Annotated in this window: 15 protein-coding genes and 2 other annotated features; of the genes, 3 read left to right on the forward strand and 12 right to left on the reverse strand. The window is 28.6% G+C overall.

Annotation, left to right across the window (positions count from 1 at the left end; all coding sequences use genetic code 11):
• Nucleotide 1 precedes the first annotated feature (1 nt).
• From trpS to IR152_RS08955, 3 genes are all read right to left on the reverse strand, one after another.
• On the reverse strand, nt 2–1003 hold the full coding sequence (gene trpS / locus IR152_RS08945) for a tryptophan--tRNA ligase (RefSeq protein WP_227451472.1): 1002 nt from the start codon (nt 1001–1003) through the stop codon (nt 2–4).
• 22 nt (nt 1004–1025) lie between these two features.
• Nucleotides 1026–1724: a 5'-methylthioadenosine/adenosylhomocysteine nucleosidase gene (locus IR152_RS08950; protein ID WP_227451474.1), complete on the reverse strand. Its 699-nt coding sequence runs from the start codon at nt 1722–1724 to the stop codon at nt 1026–1028.
• 42 nt (nt 1725–1766) lie between these two features.
• Nucleotides 1767–2011 (reverse strand) — a binding site (T-box leader).
• A 90-nt stretch (nt 2012–2101) separates the two neighbouring features.
• Nucleotides 2102–3505: an APC family permease gene (locus IR152_RS08955; RefSeq protein ID WP_227451475.1), complete on the reverse strand. Its 1404-nt coding sequence runs from the start codon at nt 3503–3505 to the stop codon at nt 2102–2104.
• A gap of 493 nt (nt 3506–3998) precedes the next feature.
• Between IR152_RS08955 and IR152_RS08960 the strand changes: the two genes are divergently transcribed.
• Nucleotides 3999–5075, forward strand: coding sequence for a M24 family metallopeptidase (locus IR152_RS08960; protein ID WP_227451476.1), 1077 nt, complete (start codon nt 3999–4001; stop codon nt 5073–5075).
• 175 nt (nt 5076–5250) lie between these two features.
• On the opposite strand, the gene IR152_RS08965 is transcribed toward IR152_RS08960, so the two are convergent.
• Entirely contained in the window at nt 5251–6093 is an 843-nt protein-coding gene (locus IR152_RS08965; RefSeq protein ID WP_227451477.1) for a DegV family protein, read from the reverse strand.
• 183 nt (nt 6094–6276) lie between these two features.
• Between IR152_RS08965 and IR152_RS08970 the strand changes: the two genes are divergently transcribed.
• The gene (locus tag IR152_RS08970; protein WP_227451478.1) at nt 6277–6849 is read left to right on the forward strand and encodes a TetR/AcrR family transcriptional regulator; all 573 of its coding nucleotides are present in this window, start codon (nt 6277–6279) and stop codon (nt 6847–6849) included.
• 343 nt (nt 6850–7192) lie between these two features.
• Here the strand turns inward: IR152_RS08970 and IR152_RS08975 are convergent, their stop codons facing one another.
• From IR152_RS08975 to IR152_RS09010, 8 genes are all read right to left on the reverse strand, one after another.
• Entirely contained in the window at nt 7193–8065 is an 873-nt protein-coding gene (locus IR152_RS08975) for a YitT family protein (RefSeq protein WP_227451480.1), read from the reverse strand.
• A gap of 297 nt (nt 8066–8362) precedes the next feature.
• Nucleotides 8363–11470, reverse strand: a complete 3108-nt coding sequence (ileS, locus tag IR152_RS08980; protein WP_227451481.1) for an isoleucine--tRNA ligase — start codon at nt 11468–11470, stop codon at nt 8363–8365.
• Nucleotides 11471–11561: 91 nt separating this feature from the next.
• Nucleotides 11562–11794, reverse strand: a binding site (T-box leader).
• 174 nt (nt 11795–11968) lie between these two features.
• Nucleotides 11969–12496: a DivIVA domain-containing protein gene (locus tag IR152_RS08985; RefSeq protein ID WP_003426928.1), complete on the reverse strand. Its 528-nt coding sequence runs from the start codon at nt 12494–12496 to the stop codon at nt 11969–11971.
• A 34-nt stretch (nt 12497–12530) separates the two neighbouring features.
• Complete coding sequence (locus IR152_RS08990; protein ID WP_227451482.1) at nt 12531–13316, reverse strand: RNA-binding protein; 786 nt, start codon at nt 13314–13316, stop codon at nt 12531–12533.
• A gap of 9 nt (nt 13317–13325) precedes the next feature.
• A complete protein-coding gene (locus IR152_RS08995; protein WP_054274603.1) occupies nt 13326–13583 on the reverse strand; it encodes a YggT family protein in 258 nt (85 codons plus the stop codon).
• A gap of 18 nt (nt 13584–13601) precedes the next feature.
• Complete coding sequence (locus IR152_RS09000; protein WP_227451483.1) at nt 13602–14060, reverse strand: cell division protein SepF; 459 nt, start codon at nt 14058–14060, stop codon at nt 13602–13604.
• Nucleotides 14061–14099: 39 nt separating this feature from the next.
• On the reverse strand, nt 14100–14804 hold the full coding sequence (locus IR152_RS09005) for a YggS family pyridoxal phosphate-dependent enzyme (RefSeq protein WP_227451484.1): 705 nt from the start codon (nt 14802–14804) through the stop codon (nt 14100–14102).
• Nucleotides 14805–14813: 9 nt separating this feature from the next.
• On the reverse strand, nt 14814–15449 hold the full coding sequence (locus IR152_RS09010) for an HlyD family efflux transporter periplasmic adaptor subunit (protein ID WP_227451485.1): 636 nt from the start codon (nt 15447–15449) through the stop codon (nt 14814–14816).
• Nucleotides 15450–15829: 380 nt separating this feature from the next.
• On the opposite strand from IR152_RS09010, the gene IR152_RS09015 reads away from it, so the two are divergent.
• Nucleotides 15830–16870: a PTS sugar transporter subunit IIC gene (locus IR152_RS09015; protein ID WP_227451487.1), complete on the forward strand. Its 1041-nt coding sequence runs from the start codon at nt 15830–15832 to the stop codon at nt 16868–16870.
• The last annotated feature ends 296 nt before the right edge of the window (nt 16871–17166 follow it).

Below are 17166 nucleotides of genomic sequence, written 5' to 3' on the forward strand. Positions count from 1 at the left end.
ATTAATATCTTCTCTCTATAAATCCAACTTTTTTATAGACTTTTCTAAGAGTTTTTCTAGCTTGTTTTTCAGCTTTTTCTGCTCCCATACTATATATTTTTTCTAAATAATCTTTATTATTAAGAAGGTCAACGTATCTTTCTCTTATAGGTCTTAAAGCTTCTGATACTACTTCAGCTACATCTTCTTTAAATACGCCATAACCCTTTCCTTCATACATGTTTACAATCTCTTCTACGCTTTTTTTACTTAAATTAGAATATATATCAATTAGATTTTTAATACCAGGTTGTTCATCAGAGTATTTTACAACACCTAAAGAATCAGTAACACTTCTTTTTATCTTTCTCTTTATAGAATCTGAATCATCTGCCAATAATATAAATGCATTTTCATTTGAATCAGACTTACTCATTTTCTTAGTTGGCTCTTGTAAACTCATCACTCTTGCTCCACCTTTTGGGTAGTATCCTTCTGGAACTACAAAAGTAGGTGAAAATCTATTATTAAATCTATTTGCTAAATCACGAGCTAATTCTAAATGTTGTTTTTGGTCATCCCCAACTGGAACTAAATCAGTTTGATACAACAATATATCAGCAGCCATAAGAACTGGATATGTGAATAAGCCTGCATTTAGATTTGCTTCACTCTTTTGTGATTTATCCTTAAACTGAGTCATTCTACTTAATTCACCCATATAAGTCATAGTATTTAATACCCACATAAGTTCAACATGCTCTTTGACATGTGACTGTATAAATATAGTATTTTTTTCTGGGTCTAATCCACAAGCTATATATTGAGCAAGCAATTCTATAGCATTAGCTCTTAAAACTTTAGGGTCCTGAGGTACTGTTATTGCATGTAAATCAACTATACTATAATAGCAATCATAATTATCTTGAAGTTCAGTCCAGTTTTTTATAGCTCCTAAATAATTTCCTAAAGTCATTTTGCCTGATGGCTGTGCGCCACTAAATATAACTTTTTTTTCACTCATTTTATTTGTACCTCCTTATATATTATATTGATTTTAACATATTTAAAACTATATCTTTAGAATTATTAGCAGCATCATGTACAAATACATCATACGTAACATCAGCACTGCCATCTGCCTTATCAGACATTGCTCTTATTATTACGAATGGAGTATTATTTAAGTAGCATACATGAGCTATAGCTCCACCTTCCATTTCTCCACAATATCCACCAAAATCATTTACTAGTTCTTCTTTTAATTCTTTAGAATTTATAAATTTATCTCCTGTAACTACCCTTCCTTTCAATACTTTGTGAGTCTTTACTCTCTCTCTAGAAGATTTATAAGCAGCATCTATAAGTCTTTCATCTGCTTTAAATACAGAAGTCTTCATTCTTGGTATAACTCCCTTAGGGTCTCCAAATGCTGTAGTATCTACATCATATTGCATAGCATCAGTTGATATTACTATATCATTAACATCAAGGTTTTCGTTTAAAGCTCCTGCGACACCTGTATTAACAATAGCCTGAACTTTAAATTCGCTTATTAGTATCTGTGCACAAAGAGCAGAATTAACCTTACCTATGCCACACTTTACTAATACTACATTCTTACCTTCTAAAGTTCCCTTATAAAATTCTAAACTAGCTTTTTTTATAGTCTCTTTAATATCCATTAAATCAACTAAAATACTAACTTCTTCATCCATTGCACCTATAATTCCTATTACGTTCATTTTTCCTCCTAAATTTTCTATATTAAAAAATCCGTCCTAAATCAATAGGACGGATATATTTTCCGTGGTACCACCTAAATTTATATACATTCAAAATTGAATATATATATCTTAATATATGCTGTAACGTGCATACACGATATCAAATACTCTGTAATCTTTCTTAAATTACATTTCATTTTACTCCTCAAAGACCCATTCAATAAATACTTTTTATTAAGTTCTCAGCCACCTTAATTCTCTGTACAAAAATATATTTATTTACTATTTCTTATCTCAGGATTTAATTTATTAATTTCTTTATTTTATAATATTCCTTACACTATAAATTGTCAACTATATATTATAATATCCAAAAGAAATTTTTAAAATACATTTTATTTAGCTGTTTTCTTTTCATATCTATTCCATAACCATAAACCAGATAATATAACTAGAAGACCTCCACCAATCATCTCTATCTCATATATAATATTTTCAGCAAACGTAGGCATAACTGGTGCTGCAGATAATAATATACCAACTACAGTTACAGCTAAAACCATTTTGGCTAAACCTATACAAGTACTTGTTGATTTTGCCATAGTATAAGGTCTAATTTCATCTGGTCTCTCTTTTCTTAGTTTAATATAAGAAGCATATAATAATACATATGGGAATAATGCAGTTAATGCTGTCATAGTAACAAGAACATTGTATATAGCATCAACAGAAGGCATTAATGTAGTCACCAATAGTATTATAGTAACTATTATTGCTTGAAGTATAACTGCTTTAGAAGGTATCTTATGTTCATTTACTTCTACCAAACTATCAGGAAATACTCCCTTTTTAACGCTACCAAATAACATTTTTATTGGTGATGCTATATAAAGAACTATTGCTCCTAATATTGAAAAAGCTATACCAAAAGCTATCAGTTGAACCAACCAAGAACCTATTCCTAAAGATTCACAAACAGCTGCAAGTGCATCTAGCACACCTTTAGAAGCAGTAATTTGGTCTGGTGGTATTATCATTGTTATTGCAATTGAACCTAATACATATAATGAAGCTACTATTCCAGCTGATATTAATATAGCCTTAGGGAAGTTCTTTTCAGGCTTATCTATTTCTGTTATGAAGTTAGCTGAAGTTTCTGCTCCTGCTAAACCAAACATTATAGCTGATATAGCAACAAATGCATCCATATTAAGTTTTGGAGTCATTGAAGCTACTGTATATGTTGAAGCTATATCATGTTTTTTAAGTACTAATACTGCTACAAATGAAAATATTATAAGTATAGCACTTGGTATTGTTGAACCTAATGCACCTGTATTAGTGAATATCTTTGTAAAACTTATTCCTTTAGTTGCTATAAGAGATAATGCCCAGAATATTATTAAAGATAATATAAGTACAAACATCTTATTGTCTGCAAGTGCTGGATTTCCTATTGTATAAGAAACATTTACTGCTAAAAATGTCAAGAATGAAGAATACCAAAATATTTTAGCTGTCCAGTTTAGCCAAGAAACTAAAAATCCATATTTTTCTCCAAAGGCTTCCTTAACCCAATCATACAGACCTCCATCACCTTTTTGATATGTAGAAGCTAATTCAGCACAAATTAAAGCTCCTGGTACAAAGTATATAAATGAAAATAATAACCACATAGGTATTGCACCTAATCCTAAACCAAAGCTTGATGCTGTAGACTTAGCTATCCATCTTATACCGTATAAAGCTGATACATTCATAAATACCAAACTCCATAGGCCTATTTTTTTCTTTTCCATCCTAATTTAAATTCCCCTCTCTATTAATTAGTTAAAAATTGATTTCAAAATTGATAAAATAGATTCATTGTCATCAAATCAATAATCTTCATAATATTCACATTATTAAAGGCATTACTGATAAAGTCTAAATGCTTTGAAATCAAATTTTATTAAAAGTGATACATCTCAAAAACTCTACCACTTTAATTTTAATCATACTAAATTTTTAAGATTGTTTCAATATTATTTTAATATAAAATTTTATTTATTATTTTTCATGATTATGTAAAAAGCCTAAATACGTGGTTTTATAAATTTTATTTACTATTTTTATAATATTTTCACAATAAAAGGTCATTTTATTTCTATTTTAATGTAAAAACAATGATTAAATTTAATATAAAAAATATATACCAAAATTTTTTTATATTTCTAGAAGAAAAGTATACTATTTTTTGTTTAATAGTGCTAAAATTGATTTGTATTGAATTTTGATTAGGAGGAAATTATTATGAAAACTCAAAGATTAAATGCTGTACTTGAACAAATGAAAAAAGATGATATTTCTCAAATGTTAGTAAGTGACCCTACTTCGATATTTTATCTGACAGGGGTACTAATACATCCAGGTGAAAGATTACTATCATTATACTTAAATTTAAATGGAAATAATAAATTATTTATAAATGAATTATTCCCAGTTGCAGAAGATTTAGGTGTTGAAATGGTTTGGTTTAATGATACTCAAAATCCAGTAGAAATAATAGCTGAGCATATAGACAAAAATGCTACTATGGGTGTTGATAAAAACTGGCCAGCTAGATTCTTATTAAACTTAATAGAATTAGGTGGAGGAAGTAAATTTGTAAACTCATCTTATATAATAGATACTCTAAGAATGTGCAAAGATGAAGAAGAAAAAGAACTAATGAGAATAGCTTCAAGATTAAATGACAAGGCTATGGAACAACTTAAGGCTACTATTTCTGGTGAACTTACAGAAAAACAACTTGTTGGTAAGTTATCTAAAATATATGAAGACCTAGGTACTGATGGATTTTCATTTGACCCTATTATAGGCTTTGGACCTAATGGAGCTAATCCACATGGTGAACCTGGAAATGCACTTGTAAAACCAGGAGATGCAATAATATTAGATATAGGTTGTATAAAAGATAATTATTGTGCTGATATGACAAGAACTGTATTCTATAAAGAAATACCTGAAAAAGGTAGAGAAATATTTGAAATAGTTCTTGAAGCTAATAAGAGAGCTGAAGCTATTGTAAAACCAGGAGTTAGATTCTGTGATATAGATGCTGCTGCTCGTGATTACATAACTGAAAAAGGATATGGACAATACTTTACTCATAGAACTGGTCACTCTATAGGACTTGAAGTTCATGATAAAGGAGATGTATCTTCTATAAATACAGATACTGTACAACCAGGAATGATATTCTCTATAGAACCAGGCATATATTTACCAGGTGAGTTTGGAGTTAGAATAGAAGATTTAGTGCTTGTTACTGAAGATGGTTGCGAGATATTAAACAAACTTGATAAAGAAATATGTGTAGTTGGTTAATTCTAAGATTAACTCAAATAATATTAAAATAATTGTTTCAACGTCTAATGAAAGTACAACGTGTTTATAACACATGTATCTATTATAATCAAAATTTGGATTTTGGTTTTTAAAAAAACAATTATTACATAAATTCGGGGTTCTTATGAACCCCTTTAATTTTTCAACCCATTATTTATATTGCAGTTATTAAAATTGCACCTTTTGAAGTATATGTACCCATCACTGAACCAACTTCACAGATTACAACATCTTTGTATTTTACATCCTTTTCCATAGCTTCCCTTACCTTTTGAGCCTTTTCAGGACAGTTAGCATGCCCTATAAATAAAACCTTTTCTTCTTTATCTTTAATTTTTGACTCTACTAAAGTAATCAGCTTTTTCAAGCTATTACCTTCGCCTCTTGCCTTATCTATAGGAGTTACAATGCCATCTGCAACTTGTATTATCGCTTTAAAATTCAAGGTATTTATAATTTTTCCTGCTATTGGGTTTATTCTACCGCCCTTAATAGCATTTTCTAAAGTTTCAAGAGTTCCAAAGAATGGGGGATTATCTTTATATTTATTTATTATTGAAACAATCTCTTCAATTTCTTTTCCTTCTTTTATTAATATTGCTGCTTTTAACACTAATTGTCCTATTCCAATTGACCCACTAAGTGAATCTATAACCTCAATTTTTTTGTTATTTCCTTCCTTTTCAAACATATCCTTTGCCAAAAGTGCACTATTATAAGTTCCAGATAATCCTGAACTTATATTAATTACCAATACACTTTCTTCATGACAATGATATGCTTCTAAAAATTTATCAGGTGAAGGACATGATGTTTTTGGTAGCACTTTACTCTCACTCATTTTTCTATAGAAAGTTTCATTATCTATTTCCTTTCCAGATATATAACTTTCTTCTCCAAAAGATACATTTAAACCAACAACTTCTATGTTGTATTTTTCTATTATATCATCAGGTAAGTCACATGCACTGTCCACTATCAATTTTATTTTATCCATATTAACCTCACTATAAGATATTATTTTATTTATTCAGTCGGTCGTACGACCGATTTAATTATTATTTTATATTTTGAATGAAAAAAAGTCAATAGATATAGATTCTCACTTTGTTGACAATAAATATTCATAAGCTTATAATGTTATTAATTTGTTATAAATATACATGGAAAGGTAGGTTTTATGAAAGCAAATAATATGAAACAGGCTATTTTATCATCTGCAACCAATTTAATAGCCAAAAATGGAGTTCAAAATACTAGCCTTGCTGATATTGCAAAAGATGTAAATATAAGTAAAGGTACTTTGTATTATCACTACGCATCTAAAAATGATATTATATATGATATTGCGGATACTCATTTAGAAGTTATAACTAGTGCTATACTAAACTGCGTAAAAAATGTCAAATCAAAAAAATCTCAAATAGAAATGGTTAACTTAATCTTAGAGAAAATCCCTACTATAGAAAGTCGTGGTAGGGTACATATGTATCTTATTTGTGAGGCGATTACTTCAAATGATGATTTAAAAGAAAGAATGAGATTAAAATATATTGAATGGAGAACTACTCTTAAATCTGAAATTGTCGAATCACTAGAAAAATATAATAGTAGAGAAAATGAACAGGATGCTGAATCATTTTCTTTTTTACTTATGTCTATAGTTGATGGTTTGGTTGTCCAAAGTTTATTAAAAACAGAAAAAATACCTTATGAAAATATAGCTTCTTTTTTAGTTAATCATTGGATTTAAATTTAATACTTATATAATTAATAAAAGTGAACTATTAAAGTTATTTGCCTTAACAGTTCACTTTCTTATTTACTATCAATAATTTTTACTTAAAATATTCAATTTTTATTTAAACCTTCATGGAATTACAAAATAAAAATCTTTTATGAATTTTAAACATTTCTATTTATGTTCATGCGTATGTCCATCTAAATGTTCATGACTTCTTACTACAAATCTCTCTCTTAACATATTCTTATACCTCCTAGTATATTATTGAGTACTTCATGTACTCCATTAATTACAGTATACATCTAACTAGGCATAATCTCAATACATATGGCATTTTTTAGCATCTATAATCTTAAAGAAACTTATCTTTAAAACCTCCTCCTTTTACTTCTTCCACATTATTTACAGAAATAAAAGCTTCACTATCCATGTCGTAAATTAAATCCTTAAATTTGCCTATTTCATTTGCAGATATTATGCAATAAATCATCTTTTTCTTATTTTGTGTATATGCACCTTCTGCCTCCAAAAAAGTAACTCCTCTTCCCATCTTGTTCATTATTACTTTTGATATTTCATCATATTTATTTGATATTAAAAGTATGGATTTTTTTCTATCAAAGCAATCTTTTCCTATGTCCATCGTAAAAGAAATTATATACATAGCAATTAAAGTATACATTACCAACTTAGCTCCAAATAAGAAAGCTCCTGCACATACTACAAAGAAATTAATAAATAAAAATGTATTTTTCATAGGTATATCGTACTTTCTTTTCATTATAGCTGCTACTATGTCAAGTCCTCCAGCAGTAGCTCTTGCTTTAAAAGTCAACCCCATACCTATACCTGTTAATGCACCACCATAAATACACTGTAACATAGTATCATCTATTGGGAAATATTTAGCAATGTCTTGCGTTAACCCAAGTGATACAGAAAATAGTAACATATTGACAAAACTTATTAACAAAAATTTATTATCAAAATACTTTCTAGCTATAATAAATATTGGTATATTCATCAAAAAACTTGATATTCCTTGATTTATACCAAATAATTTATATAATATGACACAAATTCCAGCTACTCCTCCACTTAATAACTTAGCTGGTGCTAGATATAAATTTATTCCTAAGGTTGATAGAATCATACCCAATATAATAAGACCATATTGTAAAAATATGTTATTATCAACACTTAGCTTTTTGCTTTCACCATACATCTAAACGCACCCCTTTGCATAATAAATAAACCACCCTGCACAACACACGATAAATTTATAAATAAATTTATCAGAAGTAGTTTACTCTAAAATATTATTCACCCTCACTTAAACGTTTATTCACTAATATTCTATCACATGCTATAAATAATTTATATGATTTATACATATTTATTTATTGTAAGTTTTGGAATATTTCAACATTTTATTGAATAGAAAATTATACTGTATTAAAAAATCCCTATAGAAATTTATGAACTAATTCCTATAGGGATTTTAATTAACTAACTATTATTTTTATTTTCTTGTAACTTTTATACCTGTCATATGGTCATTTAAATTTTGTTCTTCTAAAGATTTATCATCTACTCTTTTTATTTCTAAAGCTAAAGTTTCAGACTTGATATATTCATCAAAATGTTCAACAGCCTTAGCAATTTCATCATCACCACAGTATTCTATTGCTATATTATCTAATACTTCAAAGTTATTAGATTTTCTCAATTGCTGTACTTTAGATATAAATTCTCTAGCATAACCTTCGTCAACTAATTCTTCAGTTAACTTAGTATCTAGTATAACAAAAAGATTATTTTCAACAGATACATTAAATCCTTCCTTAGCAGTTATACCTATTAACACTAAATCCTTATTGAACTCAAAAGCTTCACCATCTAAGTTAACTGTTAAAGTCTCACCTTTTTCAAGCTTATTCACAGCTTCATGAGCATTTAATTTATTTAATGCTCCAACGAATAAATTCATCTTAGAACCTAACAATGGTCCTGCTTCCTTAAAGTTTGGTTTTAGACTAAAGTTCATATACTCATCTAAGTCCTTAGCAAATACTACCTCTTTAACATTAAGCTCTTCTTTTATTAAGTCAACTACGTCGCTTATTGTATCTTCAAACTTACCATCTACTAACACTTTTTGTAATGGTTGACGAACTTTTATTCTTTCAACTTCTCTTGAAGCTCTACCTAAAGTAACTAGGTTTTTAGCTAAATCCATTTTTTCTTCTAATTTAGTGTCTACTAATTCTTCATTAAATTTAGGATATTCAGCTAAATGAACAGATACTTCTCCTGTTAGGTTTCTATACATTTCTTCTGACATATATGGTGCAAATGGAGCTATAGCTCTACAAAGACCATGTAATAATTCATAAGTTGTATTGTACACTGCTTTTTTATCTTCTGTTAATTCAGTTGCCCAAAATCTTCTTCTTGAACGTCTTATATACCAGTTAGATAAATCATCATTTATAAAATCTTGTATCATTCTTAAAGTTTTATTTAACTCAAATATAGCTAAATTTTCTTCTACATCTTTCATTAAATTGTTGAACTTAGATAATATCCATCTGTCAAGTTCTGGTCTATCTTTATATTCTATAAAGAATTCAGTTGGATTTATATCATCTGTGTTTGCATATAAAGTAAAGAAATTATATACATTCTTCATAGTACCTATAAATTTACTTTGGATTTCTTTTAAGCCATCCATATCAAATTTAGTTGGAGTCCATGGTGGAGAAACATATAATAGATACCATCTTAATGCATCTGCTCCATATTGGTCAAATAATTCCATTGGATTTACTGTATTTCCTCTTGATTTACTCATTTTCTTACCATCTTTATCAAGTACAAGGTCTGGAACTAAAACACTCTTGTATGGTGCTTTTCCTAATACAAATGTTGACACTGCAAGTAATGAGTAGAACCAACCTCTAGTCTGGTCTATACCTTCTGATATATAATCAGCTGGGAACAGTTGCTCGAAGTTTTCCTTGTTTTCAAATGGATAGTGGTGTTGAGCAAATGGCATAGACCCACTATCAAACCAACAGTCTATAACTTCTGTTACTCTTGTCATTGGTTTTCCACATTTTTCACACTTTAAGTGTATATCATCTACATATGGTCTATGAAGTTCAACTGTTTCTGGATTTACATCTTCTATAGCTTTTTCAGCTAATTCAGCTCTTGAACCAACTGAATCTGTATGACCACATTCGCATCTCCATATAGGAAGTGGAGTTCCCCAATATCTAGTTCTTGATATTGCCCAGTCATTTAAATTTTCTAGCCAGTTTCCAAATCTCTTTTCACCTACAAAACTCGGGAACCACTTTACACCATTATTATTTTCTATTAATTTATCTTTAAGTTTAGTCATTTCTATATACCAGCTTGGCTTTGCATAGTATACTAGTGGAGTTTGACATCTCCAACAGTGAGGATAATTGTGAACTACTTTTTCTTTACTATATAATTTATTTTCAGAAGCTAGCCATTTTATTATTTCAACATCTAGCCCATCTTCCATTACAAATCTACCCTCCCAAGGAGTAGTTGTAAATTTACCAGTTTCATCTACTGGCTGAACAACTGGTAAATCATATCTTTTACCTGTGTTATAGTCGTCTTCACCAAATGCTGGTGCTGTATGAACTATTCCAGTACCATCTTCAGTAGTTACATAGTCTCCTACTGTAATAAAAAATGCTTTTTTATCAACTTCTACAAAAGGCATTAACTGTTCGTATTCTAACCCTTCTAAGTCTTTACCTTTCATTTCTTCTAAAACTTCATAGTCTTCACCTAGTACTTTATCAGCTAAAGGCTTAGATACATAATATACCTCATCACCTTTTTTAACTTTTAAATAATCTACATCAGCATTTACTGTTAATGAAACATTTGATGGTAAAGTCCATGGAGTTGTTGTCCATGCTAAGAAATACTCATCAGCATCTTTTTTCTTAAATTTAGCTATAACTGTATTAGTTTTTACTTCTTTATATCCTTGTGCAACCTCATGACTAGCAAGACCAGTTCCACATCTTGGGCAATAAGGAAGTATTTTGTGCCCTTCATAGATATATCCTTCTTTATTGAATTTATTCAGTATCCACCATACAGACTCTATATAGTTATTATCTAAAGTTATATATGGATTATCTAAATCAACTTCATAAGCCATTCTCTCAGTCATTATTCTCCATTGTTTTTCAAATGAGAAAACTGATTCTCTACATTTTTGGTTAAATTCAGCTATTCCATACTCTTCTATTTGCTGTTTACTAGTAAGACCTAATTCTTTCTCTACTTGTATTTCAACTGGTAATCCATGTGTATCCCAACCAGCTTTTCTTTTTACTTGATAACCAGACATTGTTTTATATCTACAAACTGAATCTTTAAGTGTTCTAGATAAAACATGGTGTACACCAGGATTTCCATTAGCTGTTGGAGGTCCTTCATAGAAAACGAAACTTGGGTCATCTTTCCCTTTTTCTAAAGTTTTTTCAAGTATATTTATGTCTTTCCAATAATCAAAAACTTGTGCTTCTGCTTGTTTTACAGAACTGTCTACCAGTGGCTTAAATTTCGCCATGTAAATCACCCTTTCCTATAAATATTATAATTCCAAAATTTTTTATTTTTTCACATAAATTTAAATACTAAAAAACTCGCCCCCTTTAAACCAAAGGGACGAGTTATAAATCGCGTTACCACCCTAATTCTATATGTGAACTAAATACTAGCCACATATAACACTCTAATAGTATAACGGTACTGACCGGCACAGCTTAGTAGAATTTAATCGTTCAGCCTGCAGCTCAAGAGTGATTTTTATCTTTATAAATTCATTGGTTCTCAGCATACCCAATTCTCTGTAAAATTATCTAAAGATAAATGTCTCTATCAACGCTTTTAAAAATTTATCTGTGTTTATATGAAATTTTATAACAAATAATTTGAATAGTCAATATATTTTTGAAAAATATAATAATTTCTATTTTTCTTACATTTTTATCCTATTTTTAATCTTTGTTATAGATTTCTCAAACTCACACAGTTATTCTACATAAAAAATAAACAAATTACAAGCTTATTCTAAAGTTGTAGCAGCTTCATCATTACTATAATTATACACTGTTGTTCCTTCAAATGCATTTACACATTTTTCATCTACATCATAAAAAATCTCATCAACACTTCTTATTTCATCTTCTAACAGTGATTTAAATTTATTTCTAAATATCTTAAATTCTTTGACTAAAGCATCATACTCTTTTCTTATCTCTATGACACGGTTATTAGCTTGTTCTATAATTTGTCTAGCTTTTAAATCGGCTTCTTCAACAATTATCTTAGCCTTTTTATTAGCCGCGCTACAAGTGTCTTCTGCTGCACTTTGAGCAGTTATTAAAGTAGCTTTTAGTGTTTCTTCAATATTTTCATACTTGTTTACTTGGTCTTGATATAACCCTAATTTTTCTTTAAGAGCTGTATTTTCCCTACATAGAGATTCATAGTCTTCCTTGATGATATCTAAAAATTCATCAACCTCTTCATCTCTATACCCTCTTAAACCTTTTTTAAACTCTTTATTTTCTATCTCAATTGGAGTTAGCATTACATTTCCTCCCAGCTATAATTTAAATTAGTCCTTATACAATTAATTTTGCTTGAACTTTTATTTTCCCTTTTTTAGTAATATCTCCTATTTGTGTTACCTTAGCTCTTCCTTTGCCTCTAATAGAAATCAAATCATCATTTTTTACTATTTTAGAAGTTGAAGTTATCTTTTCATAATTGACATGGACTTTTTCTCCATTTATGTATTTTGCACTATCTTGTCTAGATATATTGTAAAGACCACTTATCACACAATCTAACCTATCTGAAGATACTGTAAATGATACTTCCTTATATTTTAAAGAACTATTAACAATATTTTCTCTGGAAATTTCCTTTACAATTACATTATTTCTTGAAACTTTTTCTAAATTTACAATTATAAAATCGCAAATATCACTACTTACAACCACTTGACAAAAGCTATCATGTATAATTATATCTCCAATTTTTTCTCTTTTTATACCTAGACTCATAATTGACCCTAAGTAATCTTTATGAGATATATTTTTAAATTTAAAATTTCCTTCTATTTGTAAAAATCTAAGAGTATCTTCTATATCTTCATATTCCATGTAAAATGGATAAATAAATACAGTGCTTCTTTCAGCTTGTTCATAACCTCCATCCACACTGTATTTTATTTCATTTGTAGAATTTAATATTGCTACAGCATTTTTTACTTCATATGGATTAAGAAACTCAGTAGACTTAACATCATAGTTTTTTATACAACTATTAGCCTTGTCTATTACTTTAAGCATTTTATTTTTCAAGTCTATATCCTTTATGTGATTTGTTAATTTTAATTTATCCATCCTATCACCTTAGAATATAACCAATACTAATTGTCTCAGGAACATCAATAATACTATTGCAATTAAAGGAGAAAAATCTATAGGTCCATTTGTATATTTGTACATTATAGACCTTATCGGTCCTTCTATTGGCTCTGTAAGATTTTCTAAAATCTCAAAAATTTTACTTTGTCTTCCATTTGGAAACCAAGTCATCAAGCTTTTTATAACTATCATCCATGCTATTATATCTAAAAGATAATAAAGTGCAATTCTTATTGTTCCCATATATTAACCGCCTTTTTACTATTTATTTTGCCAAGGGAAGAATGCTTTACTTTCTAATTCTTTTTTCATATTTGCATCTATATCCACATTATTAGGAGCTAGTATAAATATTGATTTAGAAACCTTTTGTATACTTCCATCTAAGACATAAACTGCTCCATTCATAAAGTTAAATATAGATTTACGAACTTCAGAATTAGTCAATCCTTCCAAATTCACTATAACTGCCCTTCTTTGTTTTAAATGGTCTGCTATAGTTGCAGCTTCATCATAAACCTTAGGTTCAACTATTACGACTTTCATTTGGCTAGTTGTATGTAAATTTACAATTTTATTTGCTTTTGCAGTACTAAATCCACTGCTCATTTCTTCTTCTTGAACTATATCGTCCATGCCACCTTCATATTCATCTTCAATATAATCTTCTTCTTCGTCAACTATCCAATTCTTAAATTTAGATATTATTCCATTTGACATTATTAACTTCCTCCTTAGAATTTATTCAAATTTGAGTAATTATTTTTTATTGTAATTTCTTTCTCCAAAGATTGATGTTCCAACTCTGACAATGGTAGCCCCTTCCTCTATAGCAATTTCATAATCGTGACTCATTCCCATTGATAAAACATCCATTCCTACATTAGGTATGTTTAGTTCTTTTATTTGTTTTGATAAATCTTTAAGACCTTTAAATACACCTCTTATTTTATTTTCATCTTCTACAAAAGGTGCCATTGTCATTAGACCTTTTATTTTTATATTTTTATATTTTTCTGACACTTCTTTGACAAAGTCTACAACTTCTTCTTTATCAAGTCCATGCTTAGATTCTTCTTTAGATATATTCACTTGTACTAAGCAATCTATTTCTCTATTTATTTGTTCTGCACGTTTTTGAATTTCTTCACATAATGCAATTCTATCTAAAGAATGTATCATACAAACTTTATCGATTATGTACTTAACTTTATTTGTTTGCAAAGTTCCTATCAAGTGCCAGTTTAATTTGTCACCTATAATATCATATTTTCTAGCTAATTCCTGAGGTTTATTTTCACCAACAGAAGTGATTCCTTCCTGCATTGCCTCATTGACTAAGTCAACATCAACAGTTTTTGTGACTGCCAAGAGGGTAATTTCTTTGCTATCTCTATTTACTTTTTTTGCAGCTTTATCAATTTTACTTCTTATCTCAGATAAATTATCTTTAATAGAACCCATTATTATCACCTACTTTATCCTTATATTTGTGTTTATACTGTTAGGTCTTAAAATTATTTTGTCATATAGATTAACACTTGTGACTCCATTTATGTCATTTTTATAATAATCCACAAATACAGAAGATTCATTCTCATAAGTTATCCCTTCTAATATGACAAATTTTACACTTTGTGATTGTTCATCAATTACATATACACCACGTTTATTGTCTTTTGTTTTTATAGAAGTTTTAGGTATTTTTAAACATTCCATCTGATTATATATTATATCAAATTCTTCGACACTTGTATCCTGATTTGTAACAATTTGGTTACTTATTTTTAATTTTACCATTATTTTATTATTATTTTCATATATTTTGTAAACTTTTGCATCTATTTTTTGCTCACGATACTCAATTACTACATTTTGATTTTTTTTAAAGTTATTAGAATCTTCTTTACTTATGTATGTCGATAGATAACTACTTTGGTCATTGGCATCTTTTTCTATAGTCCCTTTTACATTAATCTTTGCATCAACTTTTTCACTTTTTAGTACCAATGTATCTACATTTTTGCTAATTATCATTACTAATACATTAAATACTAAATATATAAGAATACCAAGTATCACTAATCTAGTATATTTAACCTTTTTCAAAGACTCTCCCCCTATAAAATTTCTTTCATTAATAAGTACTTCTTCTAAAAAATGTTTATTCCTTTTTTATAAGCTAATATTTTATGCTCTAATAATTGTTTTTTTTATATTAAATTTATTTTTTATCAATCTTCCTATACAAGACTGAATTATTTATATATAATTGTATCATAAAGTATAAGTTTAATTTACATTTTACATATTGAACTTACTTTATATACTTTTATAGTTATTTTTATTTTTAGATACAATATAAAACCAATTAAAATTTAAAATTACTTTTGTTCTGTTGTCATTAATTAGTTAATTATCTACACATTAGGATAACGTTATCACAACAAAGGTTTATATCCTAAAAAAAATACAAGGAGGATTTTCTTATGTCAGAAATTTTATTAGGAACAGGTTTACTTTTATTGGTTCTATGTTGTTTCACAATTTTTAGTTACAAAGCTCCATATGGTATGAAGGCTATGGGAGCTCTAGCAAACGCTGCATGTGCTACTTTCTTAGTAGAGGCATTCAATCTTTCTTTACTTGGTGATGTTCTAGGTATGGAATTTTTTAGAAGTGTAGGAGCTGCTAATGGTAGTCTTGGTGGAGTTGCTGCTGCTATACTTGTGCCTTTAGCTCTAGGTGTCTCCCCAGTTTATGCAGTTTTAATAGGATTATCTTGTTTAAAGTTTTCTATATTATCTGGATTCGTTGCTGGATACTTTGTTTCTTTCTTAATTAAGTTTATAGAGAAAAAAGTACCACCTGGAGTAGATTTAGTAGTTGTAATCCTTCTATGTGCGCCGCTATCTCGTCTTATAGCATCAAATGTAGACCCATTAGTTAATAATACACTACTACAAATTGGACAAGTTTTAATAGAAGCTACAAATATTAGTCCTATAATAATGGGAATTATACTAGGAGGTCTAATAACAGTAGTTGGAACATCTCCACTTAGTTCAATGGCTCTTACATCTATAATTGGTCTTACTGGTCTTCCTATGGCAATAGGAGCATTAGGTGCTTTTGGTTCAGCTTTTATGAACTCAACGCTATTTGCAAAATTAAAATTAGGTTCTAAGAAAGATATTATATCTGTTGCTATTGAACCATTGACTCAATCGGATATAATTTCAGCTAATCCAATACCGATATATTCTACTAATTTCTTTGGAGGAGCTTTTTCTGGTATCATTGTAGCTTTGATGGGTCTTGTAAACATGACACCAGGTACAGCTACACCTGTAGCTGGATTTGCTATAATGTTTGCCTATAATCCAGTTCAGCAAGTTCTTATAACAGCTGGTTTATGTGCTTTATTTAATGTAATTGCAGGATTTTTAGGTTCAAAAATATTCAGTACCTTTAAGGTTCTTACTGCCAGTGAAATACGTGGTACTGATACAAAAGAAGAAATTGCTTAAAAACAATAAGATTTATAAATTTATATTTTAAATAGTAGAGTTTTATATTGTAGGCAATTTTATTAATTGCAAGCGTTTTATTTTTTATTTATATTTATGATTATTATGTGTGTTGAATATTTAGATAAATTTTTATTTTTTAATTGTTATTTTGATTAGCTTTTTATTTGATTGATATATTAGAAATAAAAATTAATATAACTTATTACTATTAGAGAGCATAACTTTTTAGATACATAAAAATTTTATATTAATTAGATATTCTTAAAATAAAGCGATACATGACTTTAAATATT

The organism is Clostridioides sp. ES-S-0108-01 (assembly GCF_020662285.1).
GTDB lineage: Bacteria > Bacillota > Clostridia > Peptostreptococcales > Peptostreptococcaceae > Clostridioides.

Bases quoted from the DNA above. Each gene is read 5' to 3' on its own strand.
- trpS (WP_227451472.1), bottom strand. From the start codon at position 1,003: ATGAGTGAAAAAAAAGTTATATTTAGTGGCGCACAGCCATCAGGCAAA.
- IR152_RS08950 (WP_227451474.1), bottom strand. From the start codon at position 1,724: ATGAACGTAATAGGAATTATAGGTGCAATGGATGAAGAAGTTAGTATT.
- IR152_RS08955 (WP_227451475.1), bottom strand. From the start codon at position 3,505: ATGGAAAAGAAAAAAATAGGCCTATGGAGTTTGGTATTTATGAATGTA.
- IR152_RS08960 (WP_227451476.1), top strand. From the start codon at position 3,999: ATGAAAACTCAAAGATTAAATGCTGTACTTGAACAAATGAAAAAAGAT.
- IR152_RS08965 (WP_227451477.1), bottom strand. From the start codon at position 6,093: ATGGATAAAATAAAATTGATAGTGGACAGTGCATGTGACTTACCTGAT.
- IR152_RS08970 (WP_227451478.1), top strand. From the start codon at position 6,277: ATGAAAGCAAATAATATGAAACAGGCTATTTTATCATCTGCAACCAAT.
- IR152_RS08975 (WP_227451480.1), bottom strand. From the start codon at position 8,065: ATGTATGGTGAAAGCAAAAAGCTAAGTGTTGATAATAACATATTTTTA.
- ileS (WP_227451481.1), bottom strand. From the start codon at position 11,470: ATGGCGAAATTTAAGCCACTGGTAGACAGTTCTGTAAAACAAGCAGAA.
- IR152_RS08985 (WP_003426928.1), bottom strand. From the start codon at position 12,496: ATGCTAACTCCAATTGAGATAGAAAATAAAGAGTTTAAAAAAGGTTTA.
- IR152_RS08990 (WP_227451482.1), bottom strand. From the start codon at position 13,316: ATGGATAAATTAAAATTAACAAATCACATAAAGGATATAGACTTGAAA.
- IR152_RS08995 (WP_054274603.1), bottom strand. From the start codon at position 13,583: ATGGGAACAATAAGAATTGCACTTTATTATCTTTTAGATATAATAGCA.
- IR152_RS09000 (WP_227451483.1), bottom strand. From the start codon at position 14,060: ATGTCAAATGGAATAATATCTAAATTTAAGAATTGGATAGTTGACGAA.
- IR152_RS09005 (WP_227451484.1), bottom strand. From the start codon at position 14,804: ATGGGTTCTATTAAAGATAATTTATCTGAGATAAGAAGTAAAATTGAT.
- IR152_RS09015 (WP_227451487.1), top strand. From the start codon at position 15,830: ATGTCAGAAATTTTATTAGGAACAGGTTTACTTTTATTGGTTCTATGT.